General features: G+C 67.8%; 15 protein-coding genes. 11 read left to right on the top strand and 4 right to left on the bottom strand.

The features are described from left to right. Positions 1-71: 71 nt before the first annotated feature. Complete coding sequence (locus AC3IMC_RS13055) at positions 72-683, bottom strand: YdeI/OmpD-associated family protein (RefSeq protein ID WP_490918972.1); 612 nt, start codon at positions 681-683, stop codon at positions 72-74. A gap of 108 nt (positions 684-791) precedes the next feature. Here AC3IMC_RS13055 and AC3IMC_RS13050 point away from each other — a divergent pair, with 108 nt between their 5' ends. The 8 genes from AC3IMC_RS13050 to AC3IMC_RS13015 all read left to right on the top strand — a co-directional run bounded on the left by AC3IMC_RS13050 (position 792) and on the right by AC3IMC_RS13015 (position 8,223). Further along, positions 792-1,535 (top strand): VOC family protein, encoded by a 744-nt coding sequence (locus AC3IMC_RS13050; protein ID WP_490919082.1) that lies wholly within the window; start codon positions 792-794, stop codon positions 1,533-1,535. Positions 1,536-1,544: 9 nt separating this feature from the next. Next, the gene (locus AC3IMC_RS13045; protein ID WP_490918971.1) at positions 1,545-2,084 is read left to right on the top strand and encodes an NUDIX hydrolase family protein; all 540 of its coding nucleotides are present in this window, start codon (positions 1,545-1,547) and stop codon (positions 2,082-2,084) included. Positions 2,085-2,172: 88 nt separating this feature from the next. Then, complete coding sequence (locus tag AC3IMC_RS13040; RefSeq protein ID WP_490918970.1) at positions 2,173-3,204, top strand: DUF6707 family protein; 1,032 nt, start codon at positions 2,173-2,175, stop codon at positions 3,202-3,204. Between the two features lie 72 nt (positions 3,205-3,276). Next, the gene (locus AC3IMC_RS13035; RefSeq protein WP_490918969.1) at positions 3,277-4,005 is read left to right on the top strand and encodes an SRPBCC family protein; all 729 of its coding nucleotides are present in this window, start codon (positions 3,277-3,279) and stop codon (positions 4,003-4,005) included. Positions 4,006-4,057: 52 nt separating this feature from the next. Further along, complete coding sequence (tgt, locus tag AC3IMC_RS13030) at positions 4,058-5,344, top strand: tRNA guanosine(34) transglycosylase Tgt (protein WP_490918968.1); 1,287 nt, start codon at positions 4,058-4,060, stop codon at positions 5,342-5,344. A 36-nt stretch (positions 5,345-5,380) separates the two neighbouring features. After that, the gene (locus tag AC3IMC_RS13025) at positions 5,381-6,139 is read left to right on the top strand and encodes a dienelactone hydrolase family protein (protein WP_490918967.1); all 759 of its coding nucleotides are present in this window, start codon (positions 5,381-5,383) and stop codon (positions 6,137-6,139) included. A 154-nt stretch (positions 6,140-6,293) separates the two neighbouring features. Then, positions 6,294-7,232 (top strand): type IV toxin-antitoxin system AbiEi family antitoxin domain-containing protein, encoded by a 939-nt coding sequence (locus tag AC3IMC_RS13020; protein WP_490918966.1) that lies wholly within the window; start codon positions 6,294-6,296, stop codon positions 7,230-7,232. 133 nt (positions 7,233-7,365) lie between these two features. Next, positions 7,366-8,223, top strand: a complete 858-nt coding sequence (locus AC3IMC_RS13015) for a hydroxymethylpyrimidine/phosphomethylpyrimidine kinase (RefSeq protein WP_490918965.1) — start codon at positions 7,366-7,368, stop codon at positions 8,221-8,223. Between the two features lie 24 nt (positions 8,224-8,247). Here AC3IMC_RS13015 and AC3IMC_RS13010 read toward each other — a convergent pair whose 3' ends face one another. Both AC3IMC_RS13010 and AC3IMC_RS13005 read right to left on the bottom strand, forming a co-directional pair. Continuing rightward, positions 8,248-9,996, bottom strand: a complete 1,749-nt coding sequence (locus tag AC3IMC_RS13010; RefSeq protein WP_490918964.1) for a pyruvate dehydrogenase — start codon at positions 9,994-9,996, stop codon at positions 8,248-8,250. A gap of 184 nt (positions 9,997-10,180) precedes the next feature. Next, complete coding sequence (locus AC3IMC_RS13005) at positions 10,181-11,575, bottom strand: MFS transporter (protein WP_490918963.1); 1,395 nt, start codon at positions 11,573-11,575, stop codon at positions 10,181-10,183. Between the two features lie 235 nt (positions 11,576-11,810). On the opposite strand from AC3IMC_RS13005, the gene AC3IMC_RS13000 reads away from it, so the two are divergent. Genes AC3IMC_RS13000 through AC3IMC_RS12990 form a run of 3 tightly spaced genes read left to right on the top strand, consistent with a single transcriptional unit; the run spans position 11,811 to position 14,924 of the window. After that, on the top strand, positions 11,811-12,479 hold the full coding sequence (locus tag AC3IMC_RS13000; protein ID WP_490918962.1) for a response regulator transcription factor: 669 nt from the start codon (positions 11,811-11,813) through the stop codon (positions 12,477-12,479). After that, a complete protein-coding gene (locus tag AC3IMC_RS12995) occupies positions 12,476-13,924 on the top strand; it encodes a HAMP domain-containing sensor histidine kinase (RefSeq protein ID WP_490918961.1) in 1,449 nt (482 codons plus the stop codon). Before AC3IMC_RS13000 ends, AC3IMC_RS12995 begins: the two co-directional genes overlap by 4 nt. Further along, on the top strand, positions 13,917-14,924 hold the full coding sequence (locus tag AC3IMC_RS12990) for a TAXI family TRAP transporter solute-binding subunit (RefSeq protein ID WP_490918960.1): 1,008 nt from the start codon (positions 13,917-13,919) through the stop codon (positions 14,922-14,924). The genes AC3IMC_RS12995 and AC3IMC_RS12990 overlap by 8 nt, the downstream gene beginning before the upstream one ends. Before the next feature lie 136 nt (positions 14,925-15,060). Here AC3IMC_RS12990 and AC3IMC_RS12985 read toward each other — a convergent pair whose 3' ends face one another. After that, a complete protein-coding gene (locus tag AC3IMC_RS12985) occupies positions 15,061-16,545 on the bottom strand; it encodes a helix-turn-helix domain-containing protein (protein WP_490918959.1) in 1,485 nt (494 codons plus the stop codon). Positions 16,546-16,553: the final 8 nt, after the last annotated feature.

The following is a 16,553-nucleotide window of genomic DNA, read 5'->3' as shown; positions in this document are numbered from 1 at the left end:
AACGGCACCAGTGCAATTGAACCGTCAATTTTACCGGCAGGGCCGCCCGGAGCCCAATCCGGAGCGTCATGTTAGCGAGGCTCGGCCGGACCCGAAGGACGCCTCTTCTGCGGATAGGGCGTCTCCCCGCGCGCCAGCATCTCCACGAATCCGGCGATCCGGCGCTCCCGGGTGGCTGCCTGCTTCGCCGAATTGGTCCGGTACACCACGGCGAACAGGTTGGTCTTGGTGAGCACGTCGAACATCGCCTGGGCAGCCGGGTTCGCCGCGATGGCGGCGGCCAGGTCCGGGGGAACTTCGACATCGGCCTGCCCGCCGTAGGCCGCGTCCCAGCGGCCGTCAGCCTTTGCCGCGGCAACCGCGGCCCGGCCAGCGTCAGTCATCTTCCCTTCCTCCTCCAGCCGGGCGACATGCCCCACGTTCCGCGCCGACCAGATGCTCCGCGGGCGCCTCGGCGTCATCCGCTGGAAGGAGCTTTCGCCGTCCCGGCGCCGCAGCTGCCCGTCTATCCAGCCAAAGCACAGGGCCTCGTCCAGGGCCGCCGGGTAATCCAGGCTGGTCACCGTGCCGCCTTTCTTGTGCAGGATCAGCCACACGCCGGGGCTGGTGGCGTGGTTCTCCTCCAGCCAGGCACGCCACGCAGCGGCATCCGGCACCAGCAGTTCCTCGAGGTCATCCGCCATGGCCTAATTCTGCCCGTGAAAAGCCGGGCCACAAGCCCCGTGTGCGCCGGCCCATCAAGTGGCATCATGGCCATACGGCAGCACACCACCCAGCACAAGGACAACGCCATGCTCCGAGTCCGTCCCGTCCACTACACCTCCCGTACCGAGCCCTGGAAACAGTTGCTCACCGCGCTGGGCATGGTCCAGACAGAGGACGACGGCGGGCGGCAGGTCTTCGATTCCGCGTCCGGCCGCCTGGTGCTGCACCCCGAGGCCGCCGGATCCGGTCAGGACGGCCGGACCGTCCTTGCCGTGGAGGTGGGCGACGTGGCCGAGTTCGCCCGCCGCACCAACCTCTCCGCCCAGGAGGATGGCAGTCCGAAGGACGGCATGCCACCGGCTGAGCTGGTCACCGGTGACCATGGCGAGGACTGCCGGATCAGTGCGCCGGACGGGTTCACGTTCGTGGCCAGCAAAGCGGACCATTTCGCCCAGTGCGCCGACGCCGATCCCGCATTGGCCGTCGTCGGCGTCTGGTACACGGCCGACCCGGACGCCGCCGCACGCACGCTGCTGCACGTGGGCGCCCGTCCACGCCCGGTTCCGGACAATGACGAGACCGCAGACTTCACGGCCAAGAACGGCGGCGTCCTCCTGGTGCGCCCCGCGTCGGGGCCGTCCCGCTCGGGCCTGGGCTTCGAGTATGGCGGCGCCCTGGAACCGCTGCGGGAGCGCCTCACCGCCGCCGGTTTCTCGGCCAGCCTCACCGAGGAGGCCTTTGGCAGCACCCTCCACGTGGCAAATCCGGACGCGCCCGGGCCCAACGCGCCCGCCACGGTCTGGGTCTCCGAGCGGCGCCCCATGGGGTAGAAATTAACCATGAACGTGCGCACACCTGACCCGAATCCCGGCTGGCTCTCTGAAGAAGACCTCTTTGAGGCCCGGGGGCGGCTGCCCATGGTGTACGTGGAAGCAGTACCGGTCAGGCTTGATCCCCTGGGTTACGTGAACGAGGTGGGCACGCTGCTGCAGGCGGATGCCGACGGGACCATGGTCCGGTCCCTGGTATCCGGCCGCGTCATCTACCGTGAAACCATCCGCGCCGCGCTGCTGCGGCACATGGAAAAGGACCTCGGCCCCCTGGCGTTCCCGCAGCTGCCGCTCAGCCCGGTTCCGTTCACGGTGGCCGAATATTTTCCGGCACCGTCCCAGACCGGGTTCACCGATGAACGGCAACACGCCGTCTCACTGGCCTACATCATCCCCGTCACGGGCGAGTGCGAGCCCCGCCAGGATGCCTTGGAACTGACCTGGATGACCCCCGAGGAAGTCCTCAGCCCGGACGTCCAGATGGAGTTCACGGGCGGGCGCGGCGGCCTGATCAGGCAGGCCCTGGCGTTTGCAGGCGTGGGCTTCTAAGCACCCCGCCGGGCCGTGGGGGTCCCCGGTTTCAGGTGCCTGCCTTTGTAGACTGTAGGGCGGACCGCAAGAGAACTTAAGGACTCCCATGACCGAAACACCAGCCGCCAGGCACCACCGTGAACAGCAGGCTGGATCTCTGACCACCGGCAGCCACATCCTCCTCCCTGACGGCCGGCGCACTGCCGAAATCGACCAGGTGGAGCTTGAGCACGACGACTTCGGCTCCCCCGCACTGGTGCTGGCCAGCCTCTCCGGCGGAGGGACGCTGCGGGTGGCCATCGGCACCAGGGTCACCGTGGTGGACGGAGCGCACGACGACGTCACCCAGCTTCCGCTGCCGGCAAACCTTCCGGAGCCCGCGGCACCGGTGGAAACCCGCGCACCCAGCGACGGCCCACTGGAGCAGCCCGGCGCCGGGAACGGTCCCACCGCGGTGGCGCCCGCCGTCGTCGTACCTCCCCTGCCTTCCGTGCCACCCGCGGTCACGGGACCCAGCGAGGAGGAACTGGCGCTCATCCCGGCGCCGGACGGCACTCCCGAATCCGTGGTGGAAGCTGTCGCCGGGGCGCACCCCGATGCGGAGGGCGTCCTGCTGCTGGCAGACCGGCTTTCCAAGGGCGTCAACTTCAAGTCCGGAAGCTGCCTGAAGGACCTCAGCGACCTGGCGCACGAACTGTTCGTCACGCTCAAGGACGCAGACAGCGCGCTGTCGGTGGCGGACCTCCTGACGGTGCTGCCCTACGACGGGAACCCCGGCCGGTGGAGTTCGGTGGAGGCAGCCCTTGCCCTGGCCAGTTACATCTGCCGGCAGGACGGCCAGGAAGAACGCGCCGAGGTCTACGAAAAGCTGATCCGCACACCGGAAAACCAGGAAACGGACCCGTTCAAGGCACGCATGGCGGCCAAGGTCCGGCAGCGCTCGCTCAACGAGCCCAACCTGTACGACAAGGAAATCTTCCGCTCCATCGACAACTCCAACCACGACGCCGAGCGCGAATGGCGGCTGCTGCGGCTGGAGTCCCTGCTGTTCCTGCGCGCCCACGGCGGCTCGGAAACCATCGGAATGCCCGAACTGGAGCGGCGCATCAGCAACGAACTGGAGGCCGTCCGCTCCTGAGCTTCGCCACGGCTGCCGGAACCGGGAAATTCCCCCTACCCGGGGCTGTGTCCGGGGCGTACATTCGGGGCTATGACGAACAATCTCAGCGTAGTGATCAACGCCGACGCGCCGCAGGTCTGGACCATGCTGCGTGAACCGTCCAGGGTGGCCCAGTGGCACGGCTGGCAGGCTGAGGACCTGGAGTCCGAGATCAAGGAGATCTACTTCTCGGGCGACGTCCAGGAAGCCGCGGACCACACCAGCCTCACCGTTCATGGCGGGGACACCTTTGAGCTTCATCCGGTGCCCGGCGGGACCCGGGTGAGCGTTACCCGCGGAGCCCTTGACCACGAATCCGAGTGGGCCGCATGGGACGAGGACATCACGCAGGGGTGGCTGACGTTCCTGCAGCAGCTCCGCTTCGCCCTGGAGCGCCACCCGCACGGCAAGCGGCACACCTTGTTCCTGCACCTGACGGACGGGAAGGGCTCCGCGATTGACAAGCTTGGACTCTCCGACCTGCCTGCCGCAGGTGAGCCGTACCAGTTGAAACTGGGAACCGGCGAGCAGATCAGTGGGAAGGTCTGGTTCCGGACCAGCCACCAGGTGGGCCTCACGGTGCACGACTATGCCGAGCATGGCGAGGGCCTGCTGGTGGTGGCAGACCACCCCGCCATTAAGAATGTCCGCGAGGAGGGCGATGGCTCCCTGGTCATCGCTTCGACGTATGACCTGGGAGCCGGCAGGCTCGAGGCCGTGCGATCCTCCTGGGATTCCTGGCGGTCCGAAAACTACCCCGACTCGGATCCGGTGAGCTGAGGGCGGCGGCGCCCCTTGCTGGCGCCGCCACGATTGCTGGCACACTGGTAGGGTGCCCGCCGATCTTGCCACCACCCTGCCCGACACCCAGTCCCAGTTCTCCTTCACCGTGGGCACCCGCCTGGCCGAGTCGTGCCCGCCGCCGGCGGCGCTTGTTGACGCAAACGGCGGGGAATTCCTGGGCCGCACCGGCACCATCGCCACCCCGCACGGGCAGATCCGCACCCCGGCGTTCATCGCCGTCGGAACCAAGGCCACGGTGAAGGCGGTACTCCCGGAATCAATGGCCAATCTCGGCGCCCAGGCACTGCTGGCCAATGCCTACCACCTGTACTTGCAGCCAGGCCCGGACATCCTGGACGACGCCGGCGGCCTGGGCGCCTTCATGAACTGGCCCGGGCCCACGTTCACGGACTCTGGCGGCTTCCAGGTGATGAGCCTGGGCTCCGGGTTCAAGAAGGTCATCGACATGAAATCGGTGGACGCGTCCGGCCCCGACGACGCCGTGGCCCCCGGCAAGGAGCGGCTGGCGCACATCGACGAGGACGGTGTCTGGTTCAAGTCGCACCTGAACGGCGACCGGCACCGATTCTCCCCCGAAATCTCCATGCAGGTCCAGCATCAGATCGGCGCGGATATCATGTTCGCGTTCGACGAGCTCACCACCCTGCAGAACTCCCGCCGGTACCAGGAGGAATCGCTGGAGCGGACGCGGCTGTGGGCGGAGCGGTGCATCGCTGAGCACTTCCGGCTGACCGGCGAGCGGGCGGGGAAGCCGTACCAGGCCCTGTTCGGCGTCATCCAGGGCGCCCAGTACGAGGACCTGCGCCGGAAGGCCTGCCGCGACCTCGGCGCCATGCCGTTCGACGGCTACGGCATCGGCGGGGCGCTGGAAAAGGAAAACCTCGGCACCATCGTGCGCTGGTGCAACGAGGAACTCCCCGAAGACAAGCCACGGCACCTGCTCGGCATCTCCGAGCCGGACGACATCTTCACGGCCATCGAAAACGGGGCCGACACCTTCGACTGCGTCTCCCCCACCCGCGTGGCCCGCAACTCCGCCTTCTACACCCCCTACGGCCGGTTCAACCTCTCGGGCGCCAAGTACAAGCGGGACTTCGGGCCGCTGCAGGAAGGCTGCGACTGCTACGCGTGCGCCAACTACTCGCGGGCCTACATCCACCACCTGTTCAAGGCCAAGGAGATGGTCTCCGCCACCCTGATCTCCATCCACAACGAGCGGTTCGTGGTGAAGATGGTGGACGACGCCCGGCTGGCCATCGAGTCCGGGAGCTTTTTCGACTTCAAGGCTGACACCCTGGGGCGCTACTACTCCTAGGCAGGGACCATCAGGGAGCTCCGGTAGGGTAGCCCCATGCCTGTCGAACCCATCGAGATCCCTGCCGCAGACGGCACCGCCGAGGCCCTGGTGGCCCGCCCGTCCACCGGAACCGGCCCGTTTCCCGGCGTCATCCTCTACATGGACGCGTTCGGCCTGCGTCCCCGCATCCGGGAGATGGCACAGCGCATCGCCGACTGGGGCTACGTGGTGCTGGCCCCGAACGTCTTCTACCGGGAAGGAACCGCGGCCGAGCTCGCCCCCGCGGCGGACATGTCCACCGAGGAAGGCCGGGAGGCGGCGGGCAAGGCTGCGTTCCCGCGCGTCGGCCGCCTGACACCGGACAAGGCGCTGCCGGACATCGATGCCTGGGTGGCTGCGCTGGCGTCCCTCGAGGGCGTCGCCCCCGGCCCGATCGGCACCACCGGCTACTGCATGGGTGCCAGGCTCGCCGTCCGGACCGCAACGTCCCACCCCGAAGTGGTGGCGGCATGCGGCGGCTTCCATGGTGGCGGACTCGCCACCGACACCCCGGACAGCCCGCACCTCAAGCTGGGCAACGCACGGGCCCGCTTCGTCTTCGGCCATGCCGACCACGACCGCAGCATGGGCCCCGATGCCGTCGCGCGCCTCGGCGAAGCGCTCGAAACTGCAGGGCTTGAGGCGTCCAACGAAATCTACGCCGGGGCGCCCCACGGCTACACCATGGGCGATACCTCTGCCTTCCACCCGGAAGCCACCGAACGGCACTTCCACGAACTGCGGGCATTGCTGGACGGGACGCTGAAGGCCTAAGCCGGCTGCCGCCGTCGAAATCGCCGGAAAGCTGCGGGATCGCCGGAACGTTCCGGCGATCCGGACGGTTTCCGGCGAGCCGGGGCCGCTCACGTTTTCCACATGACGACGGCGGCGCCTTCCGGAGCTGCCGCGGCGGCAGGATCCTGTCGGGATGACACCGCAACGGCCAGTCCCGCTCCCCGCCCTTCCGGGGACCGGCAACCTGTGGCGGACGGGGCAATTGAACGAAATGGGCCTCAACGCCCGGGCCATCAAAGCCTTGGTGCTCCACGGAAAGCTGGTCCGCCTCCGACACGGCTGCTACATCCGCGCTGAGCTGTGGGAGAAGCAGTCGGGCCCGGTCCGCAGCAGGCAGCTGATTCGCGCCCACGCGCACGGGACGCTGACCACCTCAGCGGGCGGCTATGTGTACAGCCACACCTCGGCGGCCCGGCTGCACGGTTTGTATCTGTGGGACGTTGATGATCTGATCCACCTTCTGCTGCCCGGAAACCCTTCCAGCGAGCGGCTCGGCAAGGATGTCCGCGGCCATACCCGGCCGTGGACCGCACCGGAGGTGGTGACTCTCGGCGGACTGAGGGTGACGTCGCTGGAGCGGACGGTGGTGGATTGCGCCATGATGCTGGGCTACCGGCAGGCACTGGTGCTGATGGACCACGCGCTCCGGCTCGGTGCAGACAAGGTCCTTATGGAAAATATGGTCCAGGGCCTGCAAGGGTGCCGCGGGATCCGGACCCTTCGGCTGGCGCTCACCCACGCCGATCCGCGGTCGGAGTCAGCCGGCGAGACTCTCACCCGCGAACTCCTGGCACGGTTGAAACTTCCGCTGCCCGAACCCCAGGTCGCAGTGGCTACGCGTGCTGGCCGGTACCGGCTGGATTTCGCCTGGAAGGAGAAGCAGGTGGCCCTCGAATTCGACGGGAAGACCAAGTACTTCGACTACAGGCCGACGGCCGAGGTGCTGTTCCAGGAACGGCAGCGCGAAAATGCCCTCATCGAGGACGGGTGGGCCTTTCTGCGCGTGAAATGGGCCGACCTGTTCCGCGAACACGAGTTCAAAGCCCGCATCCTCGCTGCACTCCGGCGGTAGCCATGCGCCGGCCGGAGCGCCAAATCGCCGGAAAGCCACCAGGTCGCCGGTTTAATCCGGCGATCTGGCATCCTTCCGGCGTCCCGGGACGGGTAAGCCACAACGCACGACGACGGGTGGCAGGATGGGGTGCATGACTTCCGTTTTCCCTGACTCCACGCTGCCCGCGGACGCCCCCGCCGTCGTCCTCACCATCGCAGGTTCCGAAGCCACTGGCGGCGCGGGCGCCCAGGCCGACCTGAAGACCTTCCAGGAACTTGGCGTCTTCGGCATTGCCAACCTGACCTGCATCGTCTCGTTCGACCCGACCGACAGCTGGAACCACCGCTTCGTGCCGGTGGACCAGCAGGTGATCGCCCACCAACTGGAGGCGACGACGGCGGCCTACGGTCCGGCGTCGGGCGCGCCTTCCGTGTTGGACACCGTCAAGATCGGCATGCTCGGCAGCCCGGCCACCATCAGCACCGTGGCGGGCGCCCTCCAGGAGAACAGCTTCGCGAACGTGGTCCTGGACCCGGTGCTCATCTGCAAGGGCCAGGAACCCGGCCACGCACTGGACACCGACCAAGCCCTGAAGGCCCAGATCCTGCCGCTGGCCACGTTCGTCACGCCCAACCACTTCGAGGCGGAGTCGCTGTCCGGGCTGGACATCACGGACGTCGAATCCCTGAAGGCCGCTGCCGTCCGCATCCATGAGGTCAGCGGCGCCGCAGTCCTCGCCAAGGGCGGGGTGCGGCTGGACGGCCCGGACGCCGTCGACGTTTTCTACGACGGCGAAACCCTCGAGGTCCTGGCCGCCCCCAAGGTGGGCGAGGTAGCTGTCTCCGGCGCGGGCTGCTCGCTGGCGGCAGCGGTGACGGCGGAGCTGGCCAAGGGCGCCACCCCGCTGGAGGCTGCCCGGACCGCCAAGGACTTCGTCACCGCCGGAATCCGCAACCGCGTTTCCTCGGGCGCCCCGTTCGATGCCCTGTGGCAGGGCGGCCCGCGCTAGGCGGGCCCACCCTGCAGCGCCAGGTCAGCGCCGCGGGATGTTGCGCAGGTTGCTGCGGGCCATGCTCACCGCCTCACCGGCGCCACGGTTCAGGACCACCTTGGACATGGCCGTGGCGAACCCGAGCACCTGCGATCCTGAGACCTTCGGCGGGATGGACAGCGCTTTGGGATCGGTGATCAGCTCCACCAGCGACGGGCCCGGGTGCGCGAAGGCCTGCCGGTAGGCCGCCTCGATCTGCAGGGGATCGGTGACGCGCACGGCGTGGAAGCCCAGGGCCTTGGCCACGGCGGCGTAATTGGCGTCCGGCACATCCACGCCGAAGTCGGGCAGGCCGTCCACCAGCATCTCGAGCTTCACCATGCCCAGGGTGGAGTTGTTGAACACCACCACGTTGACCGGCAGCTTGTACGCCGCCAGGGTGATGAGCTCCCCCAGCAGCATGGACAGGCCGCCGTCGCCGGAGACCGAAACGACCTGGCGGCCGGGGTTGGCCAGCTGGGCCCCGATGGCGTGCGGGAGGGCGTTGGCCATGGAGCCGTGCAGGAAGGAACCGATCAGCCGGCGGGTGCCCAGCGGGTTGATGTAGCGCGCGGTCCAGACGTTGCACATGCCCGTGTCGGCGGTGAAGATGGCGTCCTCCGCGGCCACCTGGTCCAGCAGCGAGGCCGCGTATTCCGGATGGATGGGCTGCTTCGTCTCTACCTTGCGGGTGTAGGCGCCTACGGACTTGTTCATCAGCCGGTCGTGCTTCTTCAGCATCTGGTCCAGGAAGCGGCGGCTCTTCTTGGGTTTCACCAGCGGCAGCAGCGCGCGCAGGGTGGGCAGCACGTCGCCGTGGACGGCGATGTCCACGTCGGTCCGCCGCCCCAGCCGCTGCGCCGCCCGGTCCACCTGTGCGGTGCGGGTGTCAGGCAGGAACTGGTCGTACGGGAAGTCGGTGCCCATCAGGACCAGCAGGTCCGCGTCCTCGATTCCCTCCGCAGCAGCACCGTAGCCCAGCAGGCCGGTCATGCCGATGTCGAAGGGGTTGTCGTACTGGACGAAGTCCTTGCCGCGCAGTGAGTGCCCCACCGGCGCCTTGGCGAGCTCCGCGAGCGCCATCAGTTCCCGGTGCGCACCCTCCACGCCGGCCCCGGCGAAAATGGCTACCTTGCCGGCGTCGTTGATCGCATCCGCCAGCGCCCGGACGCTGGCATGGTCGGGGACCAGGGCGGCGGGCCGGAAGGAGGCGGGCAGCGGCGTGGGGCCCACGGCCTCCAACCCGGCGATGTCGCCGGGCAGGGTGACGACGGCGACTCCCCCGAGTCCCAGCGCGTGCTGGATGGCGCTGTGCATTACGCGCGGCGCCTGCTCCGCGGTGCTGACCAGTTCGGAATACACCGAGCATTCGTTGAAGAGCCGGTCCGGGTGGGTTTCCTGGAAGAAGCTGCTGCCGATCTGCTTGCTCGGGATGTGCGAGGCGATGGCCAGCACGGGCGCACCGGATCTGTTGGCGTCGTAGAGGCCGTTGATCAGGTGCAGGTTCCCCGGCCCGCAGGAGCCCGCGCAGACGGCCAGCTTGCCGGTGAGCTGGGCTTCCGCGGCAGCGGCGAACGCAGCGGCTTCCTCGTGGCGGACATGGATCCAGTCAATGCCGCCCTTGGCCGAGCCTCCCGTCTGGCGGACGGCGTCGACGATCGGGTTGAGGCTGTCCCCCACGATCCCGTAGATCCGCTGCACACCGGCAGCCTGGAGTTGTTCGACGAGCTGGGTGGCAAGTTCCTTGGCCATGGTTCAGACTCCCGCGATGGTGGTGGTGGTGACAAACGCCAATATAGTCCGGCTGCCTCGGCGGGCACCTGGGAGCAGCAGGCGCCCGGCAGCGGCCAAACACAAAGGAGGCGTACGACGGCGGCCGGTCAGCCGCCGTCGTACGCCTCCTTGTGGAGCCAGGCACCTTGGTGCCGCCGGAATGCTAAACGCCGAGCGCGTCCTTGTCCGTGCGGCTACCCTGGTGCGCCTGCTCCCACGCGTGGCCCTGTTCGTCGTCCAGGTGGGTGGCTTTCTTGTTCTTCAGCGCAAAGATGTACACCAGCAGGGAAATGGCGATCGCCACGGTGACATAGGTGAAGAACAGGTCCTCCCGCTCCGCCTTCTGGAAGGCTGCGCCGATCAGGGGCACGGTGCCGCCGAAGAGGGAGTTGGCGATCGCGTAGCCCAGGCCCACGCCGAGGGCACGGATGGAGGCGGGGAAGAGTTCGGCCTTCACCAGCGCGTTGATCGAGGTGTAGCCGCCCACGATCACCAGGCCGCCCATCATGAGCAGGAATGCCGTGAACGGATCCTTGGTGCCGGCCAGGGTGGACAGCAGCGGCCAGGTGAACAGCACGCCGGTGATACCGAACCAGAGCAGCAGGGGCTTGCGGCCCACCTTGTCCGAAATGAGGCCGTAGACCGGCTGCAGCAGCATGAAGATGAACAGGGCCCAGAAGTTGATCACCGAGGTGTCGGTCTTGGCGATGCCGGACGTATCGTTCATGAACTTCAGGATGAAGTTGGTGTACGTGTAGAACGCCACTGTGCCGCCCAGGGTGATGCCGATGCACACCAGCAGCGGCTTCCAGTAACCGGTGAAGAGCAGCTTCATGGTGCCCGGCTGGGCCTGGCCGGTCTTTGCGGGAGCCTTTGCGGCGTTGATCTGGTCGGCGGAGACTGTTTCCTCCATCGAGCGCCGCAGCCACAGCACCACGAGGGCAGCCACGCCGCCGATGGCGAACGGAATGCGCCAGCCCCACTCGTTCAGGTCACCCTTGGGCATGACGTTCTGCAGGACCACCAGGACCAGCAGGGCCAGCATCTGGCCGCCCACCAGGGTGACGTACTGGAAGCTGGAGAAGAAGCCACGGCGCTTGCTGGTGGCAGCCTCGGACATGTAGGTGGCGCTGGTGCCGTACTCGCCGCCCACGGAGAAGCCCTGGATCACGCGGACGATCACCAGCAGGATCATGGCCCACAGGCCGATAACGTCCTGCGTGGGCAGGATGGCGATGGCGAAGGAACCCGCCGACATCAGGGTCACGCTCAGCGTCAGTGCGGCCTTGCGGCCCTTGCGGTCCGCGTACCGGCCGAAGAACCATGCGCCGATGGGGCGCATGAGGAACGACGTCGAGAAGACGGCCATCGCTTCGAGCCCGGCCTGGAGGTCGTCCTTGGAGTTGAAGAAGTGAGCCTGGAAGTACGCGGCGAAGACGGTGTAGACGTAGAGGTCGTACCACTCCACGAGGTTGCCGGCGGAGCCTTTCAGGATGTTGCCCACCGCCCGCCGGGTCTGGGCTGCCTCCGTGGCAGGGATGGCTTGTTGGGTGCTCATCGGTGAGTTCCTCCTCGTAGTGGTTTCGGCCTCCAGCGCCGGGAGGGCCTTATCCAAGCTATGGGTGATGCACGGCACAGCCAACGCGGGAGGGCATTTCCTAACACTTCCTTAGGTTTGGGCGCGTCCCCCTTCCGAACCTGCCGCCCGCCGTCGGGCAGATGCACCCCAGGCGCGGTAGTCTCCAAAGGCGGGGATGAACCGGAACAGCGCACGAACAGCAAGGAACAGGGCAATGGAAGTGCTGATCGTCGAGGACGACGACGCCATGGCCAGCGCACTGGCGGCCGGCGTCGCCACGGCGGGACATGCGGCCTCCAGGGTGGCCCGCGGCGCCGACGCGCTCCTGTCACACCGGAACTTCCAGGTGATCCTGCTGGACCTTGGGCTGCCCGACATGGACGGCCTGGAGGTGCTGCGCAAGCTCCGCCAGGTCACCCACGTTCCCATCCTGGTCTTGACTGCGCGCGACGACGAACGCAGCGTGGTGCTCGGCCTGCGGTCCGGTGCGGACGACTACCTGGTCAAGCCCGTCAAGCTGGTGGAACTGCTGGCCCGGATCGAAGCGGTGACCCGGCGGGCCGGACGCAGCAGCGGGGCGCCGCAGCACACCATCGTCCTGGACGACCTCGACATCGACCTGGACCGGCGCATCGCGTCCAAGGCCGGCGCACCCCTCCCCCTCACCGCCACCGAGTTCGAACTGCTGGCCCTGCTGGCGCGCCATGCCGGTTCGGTGGTCACGCGCGAACAGATCCTGGACGCACTGTGGGGCGACGCCTTCCTGGCATCCTCACGCTCCCTGGACGTGCACCTCACCGGGCTGCGGGCCAAACTGCAAAAACCCGGCTTCATCATCAACGTCCGCGGGGTGGGTTACCGGGTGGAGGCGGCTGCCCCATGAGGCTGCGGGTCCTCGGCGTCCTCAGCGTGCTCTGCCTCGTCGTGGTCTTCCTGATTTCGGGAACCATCCTGTCCTCCGCGTCCCGGGAGTTGACCCAGGAGCTGCAGATCAACCGGGCAGCATCTCTGAACCGGTTGGCGCAGGTGGCGTTCGATGCAGCCAGCGACGGCGACGCTGCCCGGCTGCAGCGGGAAATGGACACCTACTCCGGGCTCTATGGGGAAGGCATTGTGGTGCGGCTCCAGCAGGAGACCTTGATGTCGGGTGGACTGGGGGCGGACCGCGCTGACGTGCAGGAAGCCCTCTCCGTGGCCCGGCTGAACGTGAGCAACACCGCCCTGGAACCGCTGGAGCCCTTCGGAGCCGGTTCCCAGGTCATCTACCGGCCCTTCGGCAATGCGAGCCAGGTCCTGGGAGCCGTAGTCCTGGACGTCGACGCTGCAACTGCCCGGCAGAAGCTCCGGGAACGGTGGCTCGGTGTGGGCGTAGCTTCACTCGCCCTTGCCGCCATCCTCCTGTTCGGCGCGGCCCGGGTCACCAGTTGGGTCCTGCGGCCTGTCCTGCGCCTGAACTCGGCGGTGAACGAGCTGGGTCGGACCGGGCGCGCCGGGCTCCTGCCGGAGGCCGGGCCGCCGGAGCTGCGGGAGCTGAGCAGGTCCTTCACCGCCATGGCCCGGGCCGTAGGCGCGAGCATGGAGTCCCAGCGCCAGCTGATCGCCGACACCTCACACCAGTTGCGCAATCCCATTGGTGCGCTGCGGCTGCGGCTGGACCTGCTCCAGCTCGAGCTGAAGAGCGCCCGCGAACACGATGCCGCCGAACGGGCCATGGCGGAGCTGGAACGGGTGGAGGAGATACTGGATGACGTGTTGAAGCTCGCGGCGGCGGAGCACCGGGCGTCCGAAGGTTCCCTTCAGGCGGCTGGCAGCCAGGCCGGGCAGCCCGCATCGGAAGCGTTGGATCCGTACCCCGTCCTCGAGGGCGAAGTCGAACGGGCGGTGCCGCTGGCTGAGCAGGCCGGATGCCGGTTGGTCCTGGCTCCGGCTCCCCGGCCGGCAGTGCTGGCGGCGTGCAAGCCGGCGGAACTGGCCCAGATGGTGGGTGAACTGCTGGGCAACGCCTTCAAGTACGCACCCGGGTCCACGGTCACCGCCCAGGTCCGGGCAGCCACTGGCCGGGTGACGGTTGAGATTTCCGACGACGGTCCAGGGCTTTCCGAAGCGGAGCGCGCCTCGGCTGCCACCAGGTTCTGGCGGTCCCCCCGGCATGCCTCAGTCCCCGGGACCGGCCTGGGCATGACGATTGTTGGCGAACTTGCGGCAGCCAATGGCGGCCGGCTTGTCCTGGCCGAAGCAGCACCGCACGGGCTGTCAGCCAGGATTGAGTTCCCCATACTCTCGGCACAGATCCCGTCCGACCCCCACAGCGGTGAGCAGAATGTGTGACGTTCACGCTGCCTCCACAGCGCTTTCCCGCCGCTCGGTGCTCAAGTCCGCCCTCGCCGTCGGACTCGCCGCCGGGCTGCCGGCCGCCGTCAGCTCCTGCACCGCCGGCGACCGGCCGGACATGTTGACGGTGGCAGGCGGTGAACCGGGTGGGTTCTACCTGGAATTTTCCACGCTGCTGGCCGCCGCGCTGGAGCGGCACGGCGTGGCCCGGCACGCCGCGGCGGTGCCCACCGGCGGCAGCCTGGACAACCTCGCGGAGCTGCGGGCAGGACGGGCCGCGTTTGCCGTGGCCCTGGCCGACGCGGCAACCCAGCAGCCGGGACTGGCCCTTGGATCCGAGATTGCAGCGGTGGGGAAGGTCTACGAAAACTATGTCCACTGCGTGGTCCGCAGGGACAGCGGCATCCGGGACATCTCCGGCCTCGCCGGGCGCCGGGTCGCCGTGGGCCAGCCAGGCTCCGGGACGTCCATCACCACGCCGAGGCTCCTGGCGGCGGCCGGGCTGGCAACCTCCGCGGATGCTGCGCCGCCCGCGCCGGGGACAACCGCCGTCGAAAACCTCGGCCTGAATGACGGCATCGCCGCGCTCAAGGCCGGAACCGTGGACGCCCTGTTCTGGTCCGGCGGCGTTCCGACGGCTGCGATCGCCGCCGCGACGAAGGACGTGGCACTGGCGCTGCTGGATCTGTCAGCGCTGCTGCCGGAACTGCGTCGCCGGTACGGCGGGGTGTACGACCGCGTCCTGATCCCGGAGGGCAGCTACCCCGGCGTTCCCGCGGTGTGGACGGTAGGCGCCCCCAACCTGCTCCTGTGCCGCCGGGACCTGGATGGCGCCACCGTGGAGCGCACGGTCCAACTGCTGGTGCACAACGCCGGCAAACTGATTCCCCAGTCCACCCTGGGCGTGCAGTTCCTCAGCGCGGAAACCCTCATCAACACCGCCGGTGTCCCCCTTCACCCCGCCGCTGCGAACGCCTACCGGACGCTCCACGGCTGACCAACGCCCCATCACCTCTCGCCCCAAAACCAACGACGCCCCATCACTTCCCGCCCCACAACCAACGACGCCCCATCACTTTCCCCGGAAGGTGATGGCGCCTGGGGAGGAAGACCGCAGGCGCTGATGGGGCGTTCTAGGAGCCGGAGTGCGCCTGCAGGAAGCTGTACACCTCGGTCTCGTCCACGCCGGGGAAGGCCCCGGGCGGCATGGCGGCCAGCAAGTGTGAGTGTGCACGCGCCGAGGGCCAGGCGTTGCCGGCCCAGGCATGGGCCAGCTCTGCGGGAGGACGCTTGCAGCAGGTGGGGTCCGGGCAGTTGGACGTAGCCCGGGCAGTGGTTTCCCGGCCGCGGAACCACTTCACGTGCTGGTACGGCACCCCGATGCTTAACGAGAACTCACCGCTCGCGGACCGTTCAGTCCTCGCCGTGCACCAGTACGTTCCGGAGGGGGTGTCGGTGTACTGGCTGTAAGCGCTGAACTTATCCGGAACGTCGAACACGGCCCGTGACGTCCAGGCCTTGCACGACGGCTGCCCCTCGATGGCGCCGGTGTGGTCCTGGGGAAAGTTCACGCCGTCGTTCTCGTAGGCCTTGTAGATGATCCCGCTCTGGTGCGTCTTCTGGAAATGCGTGGTGAGCCCCAGATGCTTGGTGGCCAGGTTGGTGAAGCGGTGCGCCGCGGTCTCGTAGGAAACGGCGAACGCGTCCCGGATGTCCTCCACCGCGATTTCCTTGGCTGCCTTGGCTTTTTGCAGAAATTCCACAGTTGCCTGCTCCGGCAGCAGCAGGGCGGCGGCGAAATAGTTGGTGGCCACCCGCTGCGCAAGGAAGTCGCCGTAGTTCTTGGGTGTTTCATGGCCCAGGACGTAGTGGCCCAACGCTTGCAGCAGCACCGAGCGGGGGTCGTGGTCCTGCCGCTGGCTCTGGGTCAGGTAAATTTTGCGGTTCTTCAAATCCGTCACTGAGCGGGTGGAATGCGGCAGATCCCCCACATGGTGCAGGGTGAAACCGAGGTGCTCGGCGATGTCCGCAATGACGTGCTGGCTCAGCGGACCGGTGGTGTACCCCACCTCCTTGAGGACCTTCTGCGCCTCGGCCTCGTACTCCGGAAAGTAGTTACCCCTCTCGCGCATCATGGCACGTAGTTCACCGTTGGCGCGGCGGGCTTCCTCGGGGGTGGCCACCTGCTCGTTCATCTTGCGTTCGAGCTCGTGCAGCAGACCCACCTGGGCCTCCAGGACATCCAGTGGAAGCCTTGAACTGATGCGGATTTTCGGCAGGTTCAGCGACTCGTACAGCGGCCCGCGCTGGTACCGTTCCAGCTCGATTTCCAGGGCGGCGCGGCGGCTGGGCGGTTCGGCCCCGAGCAACTGGTCGATGCTGACATTCAGGGCCCCCGCGAGATGCTGGAGGAGCCCGAGTTTCGGTTCACGCTTGCCGTTTTCCACCAGGCTGAGCTGGCTGGGGGCGGTCCCGACGGCGGCGCTCAGGTCATCGAGCGTCAGTCCGGCTTGTTTGCGCAGATGGCGGACGCGGCGGCCCAGCGAGATGACGTCCAGTTCCGTTGAGGCGGAGGACGGCGGCTGGGCTACGTCCCTGTTCCAGCTTGAAGGCGACATTTCTGAAG

The sequence above is a fragment of the Arthrobacter sp. E70 genome, from assembly GCF_058266945.1.
This window is presented reverse-complemented; position numbering and strand designations above follow the sequence as displayed.